General features: G+C 58.8%; 10 protein-coding genes. 8 read left to right on the top strand and 2 right to left on the bottom strand.

Annotated features, from left to right (window positions below):
- Complete coding sequence (locus tag ACZ3HH_RS03560; RefSeq protein WP_465802784.1) at window positions 1-1,005, bottom strand: AraC family transcriptional regulator; 1,005 nt, start codon at window positions 1,003-1,005, stop codon at window positions 1-3.
- Window positions 1,006-1,105: 100 nt separating this feature from the next.
- Here ACZ3HH_RS03560 and ACZ3HH_RS03565 point away from each other — a divergent pair, with 100 nt between their 5' ends.
- The 8 genes from ACZ3HH_RS03565 (at window position 1,106) to ACZ3HH_RS03600 (ending at window position 8,899) form a co-directional block, all read left to right on the top strand.
- Entirely contained in the window at window positions 1,106-2,179 is a 1,074-nt protein-coding gene (locus ACZ3HH_RS03565) for a fatty acid desaturase (protein WP_465802785.1), read from the top strand.
- A 474-nt stretch (window positions 2,180-2,653) separates the two neighbouring features.
- On the top strand, window positions 2,654-3,235 hold the full coding sequence (locus ACZ3HH_RS03570; RefSeq protein ID WP_030131588.1) for an alpha/beta hydrolase: 582 nt from the start codon (window positions 2,654-2,656) through the stop codon (window positions 3,233-3,235).
- A 56-nt stretch (window positions 3,236-3,291) separates the two neighbouring features.
- Window positions 3,292-4,224 carry a sigma 54-interacting transcriptional regulator gene (locus ACZ3HH_RS03575; RefSeq protein WP_465802786.1) on the top strand — a complete coding sequence of 311 codons (933 nt, stop codon included), beginning with the start codon at window positions 3,292-3,294 and terminating at the stop codon, window positions 4,222-4,224.
- Between the two features lie 276 nt (window positions 4,225-4,500).
- A complete protein-coding gene (locus ACZ3HH_RS03580) occupies window positions 4,501-5,283 on the top strand; it encodes a MetQ/NlpA family ABC transporter substrate-binding protein (protein ID WP_465802787.1) in 783 nt (260 codons plus the stop codon).
- Window positions 5,284-5,936: 653 nt separating this feature from the next.
- A complete protein-coding gene (locus ACZ3HH_RS03585) occupies window positions 5,937-6,602 on the top strand; it encodes an amino acid ABC transporter permease (RefSeq protein ID WP_465802788.1) in 666 nt (221 codons plus the stop codon).
- Complete coding sequence (locus ACZ3HH_RS03590) at window positions 6,583-7,242, top strand: amino acid ABC transporter permease (RefSeq protein WP_465802789.1); 660 nt, start codon at window positions 6,583-6,585, stop codon at window positions 7,240-7,242. The genes ACZ3HH_RS03585 and ACZ3HH_RS03590 overlap by 20 nt, the downstream gene beginning before the upstream one ends.
- Complete coding sequence (locus ACZ3HH_RS03595; protein WP_465802790.1) at window positions 7,239-8,021, top strand: amino acid ABC transporter ATP-binding protein; 783 nt, start codon at window positions 7,239-7,241, stop codon at window positions 8,019-8,021. Before ACZ3HH_RS03590 ends, ACZ3HH_RS03595 begins: the two co-directional genes overlap by 4 nt.
- Window positions 8,018-8,899 (top strand): transporter substrate-binding domain-containing protein, encoded by an 882-nt coding sequence (locus ACZ3HH_RS03600; protein WP_465802791.1) that lies wholly within the window; start codon window positions 8,018-8,020, stop codon window positions 8,897-8,899. The genes ACZ3HH_RS03595 and ACZ3HH_RS03600 overlap by 4 nt, the downstream gene beginning before the upstream one ends.
- 143 nt (window positions 8,900-9,042) lie before the next feature.
- Here the strand turns inward: ACZ3HH_RS03600 and ACZ3HH_RS03605 are convergent, their stop codons facing one another.
- Entirely contained in the window at window positions 9,043-10,239 is a 1,197-nt protein-coding gene (locus ACZ3HH_RS03605; RefSeq protein ID WP_465802792.1) for an AAA family ATPase, read from the bottom strand.
- Between the last annotated feature and the right edge of the window lie 138 nt (window positions 10,240-10,377).

Consider the following 10,377-nt stretch of genomic DNA (forward strand, 5'->3'; position numbering starts at 1 on the left):
TCACCGCAACCCATCCCGAAACTGCCCCGGCGTCATTCCGGTCCAGCGCTTGAACGCGCGGCTGAAGCTGCTGGTGTCGGCGAAACCCAGCAGATAACTGATCTCACCCAACGAGCACAGCGGGTCGCGCAGGTGCAGCAGCGCCAGGTTTTCCCGGCTTTCGTTGAGCAGCGTATCGAATCGACAACCTTCGTCCGCCAAGTGCCGTTGCAGGCTGCGCAGACTCAAGTGCAGGGCATGGGCGATGCACTCGGCCGATGGTTCGCCTTCGGGTAATTGCTCTTCAATGGCGTCGCGAACCTTGCGCTCCCAGGTCAGGGGTTTGAGTTGCGCCAGGGTGCGATTGAGCACGGTTTCGTTGTGCTCGGCCAGTTCCGGGTTGGCGTCGTCCAGGTGACTCTCGAAGTCCAGCAGGGCGAACTCCAGTCGGTCTTCATCGGCATTGAAATACACCGGTGCGCGGAACACTTTGTGCCATTGATGCGGGTCGGCAGGTTCCGGACGGCGCAGGTAGACCGCCAGCGGGGCGTAGTCACGGCCAAGACGATTGCGACAGGTGCGCACATAAATCGCCGCGAAGGCATCGATGGCCTCGAAGGCTGGCGCGGGATTGCCTTGGGGGATTTTCAGGCGGAAGCGGTAGCGATCCTCGGTGCGGATCAACTCAAGATCCAGTGCGTTGCTGACCACTTGGTGATAACGCACGATGCGCTCGAAGACTTCCCGCAGGCTGCCGCTGGCCACCAACGCATAACCCAGCGCATGAAACGTGGTGGGGCTGACGAAACGCGACACCCGCAAACCAATCGCCGGATCGCCGCTGACCTGCACCGCGATTTGCCACAGGCGCGTGGTAGCGGACAACGGGTAACGGGCGTTCGGGTCGTCCATCAACTGCGGGTCGAGCCCCGCCTGTCGGCACAGGGCGGTGCTGTCGAGCCCCAGCGCATCGAGCTGCTTGCGCAGGGCGCGGGTCCAGCTGGCGAGGGAGGTCGGTTCAGTCATGTTGATTGGCGCGTCCGGTCAACGGGTTGGCGTTCACGGCTACCGCTCTGTAAAGCATCACAGGGCAGGATGCGAACATCAATAACCAGAGGATGGAAGCATGGACGGTACTTCTGCAAGTCCCCAGCGACTGAATGCAGCACAGCGATCAGCGCATATTCGCGAGGCGGTATTGGCCAAGGGCGTCGAACTGCGTCAGCGCTACCCGATTCTCAACCATCAGGACGCCTTGGGCGCGGGCATTCTGGCCTTCGCGTTGGCCGGAATGGTCGGTTCGGCAGCGCTGTACATCACCGGATACATGGCCTGGTGGGTATGCCTGTTGCTCAACGCGTTTTTCGCCTCGCTGACCCATGAGCTGGAGCACGACCTGATCCACAGCATGTACTTTCGCAAACAGCGGGTGCCGCACAACCTGATGATGGGACTGGTGTGGCTGGCGCGACCGAGCACCATCAACCCCTGGATCCGCCGCCATTTGCACCTCAACCACCACAAGGTGTCCGGCACCGAAGCCGACATGGAAGAGCGGGCGATCACCAACGGTGAACCCTGGGGCATCGCGCGGCTGTTGATGGTCGGCGACAACGTGATGTCGGCGTTCATCCGCATGCTGCGGGCCAAGACCCGGGCGCACAAGTTCAGCATCATCAAGCGTTCTCTGAAAGTCTACGCGCCACTGGCACTGGTGCATTGGGGAGCGTGGTACGTGTTTCTCGGTTTTCACGCCGCCAATGGCATTGCGCATCTGTTGGGGGCGCCTATCGAATGGTCGGCGATTACATCGGCGGTGATGCAAGTGATCGATATCGCGGCCGTGGTGATCATCGGCCCGAACGTGTTGCGTACGTTCTGCCTGCACTTTGTCAGCTCGAACATGCACTACTACGGTGATGTGGAGCCGGGTAATGTGATCCAGCAAACTCAGGTGTTGAACCCTTGGTGGATGTGGCCGTTGCAAGCATTCTGCTTCAACTTTGGCAGCAGCCACGGGGTCCACCACTTTGTGGTGAAAGAGCCGTTTTACATCCGTCAGATGACCGTCCCGGTGGCGCATAAGGTAATGCGCGAGATGGGGGGGCGGTTCAATGATTTCGGGACGTTCGGGCGGGCGAACCGGTTTGTGCGCAAGGAATCCGTAGGGGCGCAGGAGGTGCGTTCCGCTCGGGTTTGAGAGAGGTGCTCGGAAACTCAGACGCTGGTCATAAATTTGACCCAAAGGAACGTTACGTTGTGACGCAAGCAGCGGTGGCTTGAGTGCATCGCAATGATTGGTATATGCGATTTTGACCTAATAAAGTAATTAAATATTCCTTTATTAGATAACCGTTTCAGCCAATCATCACATCTCAGCGATGTGGTTCGCGCTAACAGATTCTGAGTTTCCGGGGCCGTCTCCTTGGCAGGGTGCGGCCCCTTTTTTATTCCGGACAAACACCAAACCCTGTGGGAGCGGGCTTGCCCGCGATAGCGTCATTAGCTCCAACATCGTGGTGATTGATCCACCGCTATCGCGGGCAAGCCCGCTCCCACAGGGATTTGTTTTATATTCGATATAGGTCTTAATAAATAGCTTCTTATTCCTTAACGAATATAACTCTCCTCCCTATACTCGATCGGGAACAGACACGCAGCAGGAGAGCTCCCCATGCGCAACGAATCAATTCGCTACCTGATTGTGCCGGGCTGGCAAGGATCGCCAGAAGATCATTGGCAAACCCATTGGCAGAACAGCCTGCCCAACAGTGCGCGGGTGGAGCAGGCCGACTGGCTGACGCCTCGTCGTGAGGACTGGGTCGCGGCACTGGCCGAGGCAATTGCCGCCGACAGCACGCCAGTGATTCTGATCGCCCACAGCCTGGGCTGCATCACCGTCGCCCATTGGGCGGCCACGGCACCGCTGCCATTTTTGCGTCAGGTGCGCGGTGCGTTGCTGGTCGCGCCAGCGGACGTTGAGCGCCCGGCTTGTGCGCCGGCCCTGCGCAACTTCGCACCGATCCCGACCCATTTGCTGCCGTTCCCGAGCCAGGTCGTCAGCTCCGACAACGACAGCGCCGTGAGCGCGCCACGAGCGCTTGAACTGGCGCGTCAGTGGGGCGCCGAGGCGGGGATTTTATCGGGTGCCGGGCACATCAATGTGAAGTCCGGTCACCAGCGCTGGGAGCAGGGCTTTGCGTACCTCTATCGTCTGCAAAACCGCATGGAACAGCACGCCCTGCGTCGAGCTTGAACCTTTATTTTATTGAACGCCCCCGTCTCCCCGGCGGTTTTGGGCGGGAGTCTGCCATGAGCTTGCATGAAACATTCGGTCAGCCGCTGCTGACCTTTCCCGATGCGGAAAAAAGCCCGCTGAGCATCCGCGCCAAGGCGTTGGTGTTCGTCGATCCGCGTTCCCGGCAGTTGCGCCAGGAGCTGGAACAACTGGCGCCACGTTCGATTTCGGTATTGATCCGCGGTGAAACCGGCAGCGGTAAAGAACTGCTGGCGCGACACATCCATCGCGCCAGTGACCGTGGTGGATTGTTCGTGTCAGTCAACTGCGGGGCGATCAGCCCGACCTACGCCGATGCTGAGCTGTTCGGCTATGCCGCAGGCAGTTACAGCGGTTCGGCCAGCAGTCGCGCTGGCTGGTTTGGTTCGGCCAATGGCGGCACGCTCTATCTGGACGAGATCGGCGACTTGCCGTTGCCAATCCAGATCAAGTTGCTCGCAGCCCTGGAAAACCACGAAGTCACCCGCGTTGGCGCTCAGCAGCCAAGCCCGGTGGATGTACGGCTGGTGGCCGCCACCAGCATTGATCTGGCCCAGGCGGTGGCTGCCGGGAAATTCCATGAGCGGCTCTATCACTACCTCAGCGAAGGCCAACTCGAACTGCCGGCCTTGCGTGAACGGGTAGGCGATATTCTGTCGCTGGCCGAATACTTCCTCGGCATCTACAGCCAACGCCTCGACCTGCCGGTGCCATTGATCAGCGACGCCGCGCAGCATCTGCTGGAGCAGCACAGTTGGCCGGGCAACACCCGGGAACTGGAGAACGTCATTCACTTTGCGCTGCTGGTGAGTACCGGCGACGAGATTTTGCCGGAGCATTTGAATCTGCCGGAGGCGACTGTGTCGCTGGTGACGATCGAGCAGCAACTCAAACAGATTCTCGGCAATGGTTCCGCCGCCGAAAAAGATGCCTTGAAAAAACTGCTCAAAGACGCCGCGCTTTTGTAGGAGCTGGCGCAGCCTGCGATCTTTTGATCTTGGCAATGTTGGACTCACCGAAGATCAAGATCAAAAGATCGCAGCCTTCGGCAGCTCCTACATCGGGCGGGCGGTGTATGAACAAAATGGAATATGAAAGTGAATAAAAGATATTATTCGGGAATAAAAAATCCCGGTATTGTCCGCGTCACGCCAGCGATAGCACTTCAGTAGCACTTACAAAAACCACTCGTAATAAACAAGCCGTCGTCGATCACGACCGCGATTTTTCGATAAGGACACTGCATGAAAAAGGTTCTGTTGTTCACCGCATTGGCGGCTGCCCTGACCACGGGTCTGGCCCAGGCTGGCGAAAAACTGGTGGTTGCGGCGACGCCGGTTCCACATGCCGAGATTCTTGAACTGATCAAACCGACCCTTGCCAAAGAAGGCGTGGACCTGGAGATCAAAGTATTCACCGACTACGTTCAGCCGAATGTGCAGGTCGACCAGAAGCATCTGGACGCCAACTACTTCCAGACCCTGCCGTACCTGAAAAACTTCAACGAAGGCAAAGGCACTCACTTGGTGACTGTGGTCGGCGTGCACGTCGAACCGTTCGGCGGCTACTCGAAGAAAGTCAAAAGCCTGGCTGAGCTGAAAGACGGCGCAACCATCGCTATCCCGAACGAAGGCAGCAACAGCGGCCGTGCCCTGATCCTGTTGCAGAAGGCCGGCCTGATCGAGTTGAAAGACCCGAAAAACGCTGTGGCTACCCCGAAAGACATCGCCAAGAACCCGCACAATTTCAAGTTCAAGGAACTGGAATCGGCCATGCTGCCGCGTGTTCTGGACCAGGTCGACCTGGACATGATCAACACCAACTACGCGCTGGACGCGGGTCTGAACCCGGCTAAAGACGCGCTGGTGATCGAAGGCGCCGATTCGCCTTACGTGAACTTCCTGGTGGCTCGTCCAGACAACAAGGACAGCGTTGCCATCCAGAAACTGGCCAAGGCTTTGACCAGTCCTGAAGTGAAAGCATTCATCGCCAAGAAGTACAGCGGCGCGGTACTGCCGGCGTTCTGATTTACCGCAGTCTCGAACCCCTTCAAGGTTTCAACGCCGACGGCTAATACAGCGTCGGCGTTTTTATTGGGGTGTGTTTCACCTGTGGCGAGGGAGCTTTTGTGGCGAGGGGGCTTGCCCCCGTTCGGCTGCGCAGCAGTCGCCGATCAGTCCATGAGGTGTGTCAGAGGGAATCGGGGTACAGGTTATAGGGCCGCTGCGCAGCCCAACGGGGGCAAGCCCCCTCGCCACAACAAGTCCCCAGCCACAGGGAACCTGCTCACCTCAAGATCGTTCAGGCCACTCTGGCCTTCAGCGCCTTGCGCAACGCTACCAGCAATTTCACGATGTCCTGCGGATCCAGCCGCTGCGGCGCGTTTACGTCAGCCATTTTTCTCTTCCTTGTGATGGTTCGGCCCGGGGGAGTCTGGCCAAAAGCTGCACGTCCGTGGAGGGTATTTTGAAAAAAAGATCCTTCCTACAGCACAAAGAAAAATAGTCGTACTCCACTGCCGCCGCAAATCCGCAGAATAGTTTTTTGCGTGATATCAATATGCTTTAACGGTATTTAAATTCTTCTTTTTATACCTTTAAAGTCAGTGCCTGCCGGGTGGTTATCCACTGCCCATGGACTGCGCCATCGTCGCTTACCGAGCGGCGTCCAGGGATGTTCAATGACTTTCGATTACGCTTTTATCCTCAGCACCCTGCCGGCGTTTCTCAAAGCCGTGGGCGTGACGCTGCAGGTCGGCTTTATCGCCATCGGCACTTCGTTGCTGGTGGCGGTGATCAACGCGACGATTCTGGTGTTTCGCACCCCTTACCTTCAACGCCTGGTCGGGTTGTACGTGGAGTTGGCGCGCAACACGCCCCTGTTGATCCAGCTGTTCTTCGTTTACTTCGCCTTGCCGGCCTTGGGCATCAAAGTCTCGGGCTTCGCGGCGGCGATCATCACCATGACTTTCCTTGGCGGCGCCTACCTCACCGAAGTCCTGCGCGCCGGCGTGGATGCGGTGCCTCAGGCGCAGCTTGAGTCCGGCCGCTCCATCGGCCTGTCCCACGGGCAATTGCTGCGCTACGTGATCCTGCCGCAAGCCGGCATCCTCAGCCTGCCGTCACTGTTCGCCAATTTCATTTTCCTGCTCAAGGAGACCACCGTGGTCTCGGCGGTGGCGGTGCCGGAGATTCTCTACACCACCAAGAGCTACATCGCGCTCTACTACAAAACCTACGAAATGCTCGCCGTGCTGACGCTGATTTGCGTGCTGCTGTTTCTACCGCTGTCGCTATTGCTCAGCCGTCTGGAAAGGAGGCTCCAGCATGGCCAGTTCGGGTCTTGAGTTGCTCATGGTGTCGTTGCCGCAATTGGGCAAGGGCGCTGCGCAAACCCTGTCGATCTCTTTTCTGAGCATCGGCATCAGCACAGTGGGCGGCGTGCTCTACGGCGTGTTGCGCACGCTGAATTCGAAATGGCTGAACGCGATTCTGCGGGTCTATCTGGAACTGTTCCGGGCAATCCCGGTGCTGGTCTGGCTGTATTTGCTGTTCTTCGGCCTGCCGATTTTTTTCGGGCTGAGCATTCCAAGCTTCTGGTGCGCGGTGCTGGTGTTGTCGCTGTGGGGGGCCAGCGAAGTCGGTGAAGTGGTGCGCGGCGCCTTGCATTCATTGCCGCGCGGACAGCGTGAGGCCGGGCTGTCGATTGGCCTGGATGGCCCGCAACTCTACGGCTACGTGCTGCTGCCTCAAGCCTTGAAACGCATGACTCCGCCGACCATCAACGTTTACACGCGGATCATCAAGACCAGCTCCCTGGCGGTGCTGATCGGCGTGGTGGACGTGATCAAAGTCGGCCAGCAGATCATCGAACGCACCTACGAATCAGTGCTGATCTACGGCGCGCTGTTTCTGTTTTTCTTTTTCATCTGCTACCCGCTGTCGGCCGCCTCGCGTGTGCTGGAGCGGCGCTGGACGCAAGCATGAGCGCATTGATCGAGTTCAAGGGTTTCAACAAGTTTTTCGGCGAGCAGCAGGTGCTCGACGGCATTGATCTGAAGGTGAAACCGGGCGAAGTGATCGTCATTCTCGGCCCCAGCGGCTGTGGCAAAAGCACCTTGCTGCGTTGCCTCAACGGCCTGGAAGTGGCTCACAGCGGCAGCTTGAGTTTTGCCGGGCGCGAGTTGCTGGGCAAGGACACCGACTGGCGTGAAGTGCGTCAGCAGATCGGCATGGTGTTCCAGAGCTATCACTTGTTCCCGCACATGAGCGTGCTCGATAACCTGTTGCTTGGCCCGCTCAAGGTGCAGAAGCGCGAGCGCCGTGAAGCCCGCGCACAGGCTGAAGCGCTGCTTGAGCGTGTCGGTCTGCTGGACAAGCGCGATGCCTTCCCGCGTCAGCTCTCCGGCGGTCAACAGCAACGCATCGCCATTGTCCGTTCGCTGTGCATGAACCCCAAGGTCATGCTTTTCGACGAAGTCACCGCCGCCCTCGATCCGGAGATGGTCAAGGAGGTGCTCGAAGTGATTCAGGGCCTGGCCCGCGAAGGCATGACGCTGCTGATCGTCACCCACGAAATGGCCTTCGCTCGCGCCGTGGCTGACCGAATTGTGTTCATGGATGCCGGGCGCATCCTTGAGCAAAACCCACCCGAGTTTTTCTTTACGAACCCGCAAACCGCACGAGCGCAGCAGTTCCTGGAGAAGTTCTCCTACGTCGCCGCACTACCCAAAACGACTCAAATAAAGGAATTGGAACTGCCATGAAAACTGCCAAGTCTTCTCTGCTGCTACTCCCGCTGTTCGGCCTGGCGCTGCTCGCCGGTTGCAACAAAACCGAAGAACCGACGAAGCCGAAAGTCGCAAGTGTCAGCACCGCACCGGCCGGTTACCTGGAAAAAATCAAAGCCCGGGACAAGCTGATCGTCGGCGTCTTCACCGATAAACCGCCGTTCGGTTTTGTCGATGAAGCCGGGCGCTACGTGGGGTTCGATACTGACATCGGTCGCCAATTCGCCAAGGATCTGTTGGGCGATGAGAACAAGGTCGAGTTCGTTGCGGTGGAGCCGGCGAGCCGGATTCCGTTTCTGCAAAGCGACAAGGTCGACCTGATCCTGGCCAACATGACCGTCACCCCGGAGCGCAAGGACGCGGTGGATTTCACCAACCCGAATCTCAAGGTTGCGGTGCAGGCACTGGTGCCGCAGACGAGTTCGGTGAAGAACCTTGATGACCTGGCGACCCGCACCACTATCGTGACCACGGGCACCACGGCGGATATCTGGCTGACCAAGAATCATCCGGACTGGAAACTGCTGAAGTTCGAGAAAAACTCCGAGTCCCTGCAAGCCCTGGCCAATGGTCGCGGCGACGCTTATGCGCAGGACAATCTGGTGCTGTTCAGCTGGGCCAAGCAGAACCCGGGCTACCGCGTGCTCGAGGAAAAACTGGGGGCCGAAGCACCGATCGCGCCGGCGGTGAAGAAGGGCAATACCGAACTGCGTGATTGGGTGAATGGGGAGTTGGCGAAGTTGGGCGAGGAGAAGTTTTTGCTCAAGCTGTACGACCAGTATGTGCGTAAAGAATTGAGCGATGACACCAAGCCTGAGAGCGTGATTGTCGAGGGAGGGAAGTGGCAGGGGTGATTCTCTGACCTTTGCGGCGATCTCTCGGCCGTCATCGCGGGCAAGCCCGCTCCCACAGGGTTTGGTGTGGACACAGATTTTGTGTTCACTGAAGATCATTGTGGGAGCGGGCTTGCCCGCGATGGCGGTTTATCAGGCTCCCTCTAATCCGGCCAATGCCACGCCGGTTCATCCAGCATTCGCTGCCCGACCATCCCGGTCTGGCCGAAATTCTTTTCCAGCACAATGCAATTGCATTCCGGGTCTTGCTGCAGCGCCGAGATCAAGCGCCGCGCATGGGACACCACCCACACCTGACATTGCTCGGACGCTCGAATAATCAATCGCGCCAACGCCGGCAACAGGTCCGGATGCAGACTGGTTTCCGGTTCGTTCAACACCATCAGCGTCGGCGGGCGAGGGGTCAGCAATGCCGCGACCAGCAGTAGATAGCGCAACGTCCCGTCGGACAACTCGGCGGCGGACAACGGCCGCAACAACCCTTCCTGATAAAACTCGATCGCAAACCGTCCACCTTGCAGCGGTTCGATGTTCAGTCGCGCGCCGGGAAAGGCATCGCTGATAGCCGCCTGCAAGGCTTCGGGATCACCGATTTCGATGATGGTCTGCAAGGCTGCCGCCAGGTCGCGACCGTCGTGATGCAGCACCGGCGTGCGGGTGCCCAGTTGCGGTTGGCGAACCGGTGCGTCGGCGTCACTGCGAAAGTGATCGTAGAAGCGCCAGCGACGGATGAACTCACGTAATTCCAGAACCTCCGGCGAAGAACGCAAACTGCCGACCTGATCGAACAGGCTGTCGAAATTCGGCGTGTGCTGAGCCAGTACATCCCAGCTGCGATTGGCTCGGGCACGGATCATCGGGCCGTCGCGATCCACCAGCAGGCTGGCCGGCCGATAAATCGGTCCGGCCCAGACGCATTCACGCTTGATTTGCGGGTCGAGGTTGAAGCGTGACGGAATAGGTGAACTGTGTTCGGGCAGCATGAAGTGGCCGTTGGAATCGGGCAGCCCGAGGCTGATCGAATAGCTGAAATCCTCACCGGCAAACCCCAGTCGCAGGCGTTTGACGCCGTGTCTCACCGTAGCCTCGACCGGGACTTCACCATTGCGCATCCGTCGGCTGATATTTTCCGGCCCGGCCCAGAACGTCGAATCCAGCCCACCCTCACGGGCCAACGCATTGACCACCCCGCCCTGAGCGGTTTCCGCCAGCAGGCGCAAGGCGCGGTAGAGGTTGGATTTACCGCTGCCGTTGGGGCCGGTGATCAGGTTCAACCGGCCAAGCGGAATCACCAATTTATTGATCGAGCGGTAATTGGCCACCGCGAGGGTTTTGAGCATGGGTAGCTTCCTGCTGCAGGGTTCGTCATTCTGCCTCATTGTCGTGCTCGCACTGGGTTGCGAAGCGGCTCCAAAGTCATTCAATGTGTGTCAGGCAAAACGAGATAGCAGGTTTTGCGTCTGCTGCGCAGCCGAGCG

The organism is Pseudomonas sp. PME37.24/025, from assembly GCF_055556615.1.

What these genes read in the sequence shown, in the direction of transcription:
- ACZ3HH_RS03560 (WP_465802784.1), bottom strand. Translation starts at nt 1,005, where the DNA reads ATGACTGAACCGACCTCCCTCGCCAGCTGGACCCGCGCCCTGCGCAAG.
- ACZ3HH_RS03565 (WP_465802785.1), top strand. Translation starts at nt 1,106, where the DNA reads ATGGACGGTACTTCTGCAAGTCCCCAGCGACTGAATGCAGCACAGCGA.
- ACZ3HH_RS03570 (WP_030131588.1), top strand. Translation starts at nt 2,654, where the DNA reads ATGCGCAACGAATCAATTCGCTACCTGATTGTGCCGGGCTGGCAAGGA.
- ACZ3HH_RS03575 (WP_465802786.1), top strand. Translation starts at nt 3,292, where the DNA reads ATGAGCTTGCATGAAACATTCGGTCAGCCGCTGCTGACCTTTCCCGAT.
- ACZ3HH_RS03580 (WP_465802787.1), top strand. Translation starts at nt 4,501, where the DNA reads ATGAAAAAGGTTCTGTTGTTCACCGCATTGGCGGCTGCCCTGACCACG.
- ACZ3HH_RS03585 (WP_465802788.1), top strand. Translation starts at nt 5,937, where the DNA reads ATGACTTTCGATTACGCTTTTATCCTCAGCACCCTGCCGGCGTTTCTC.
- ACZ3HH_RS03590 (WP_465802789.1), top strand. Translation starts at nt 6,583, where the DNA reads ATGGCCAGTTCGGGTCTTGAGTTGCTCATGGTGTCGTTGCCGCAATTG.
- ACZ3HH_RS03595 (WP_465802790.1), top strand. Translation starts at nt 7,239, where the DNA reads ATGAGCGCATTGATCGAGTTCAAGGGTTTCAACAAGTTTTTCGGCGAG.
- ACZ3HH_RS03600 (WP_465802791.1), top strand. Translation starts at nt 8,018, where the DNA reads ATGAAAACTGCCAAGTCTTCTCTGCTGCTACTCCCGCTGTTCGGCCTG.
- ACZ3HH_RS03605 (WP_465802792.1), bottom strand. Translation starts at nt 10,239, where the DNA reads ATGCTCAAAACCCTCGCGGTGGCCAATTACCGCTCGATCAATAAATTG.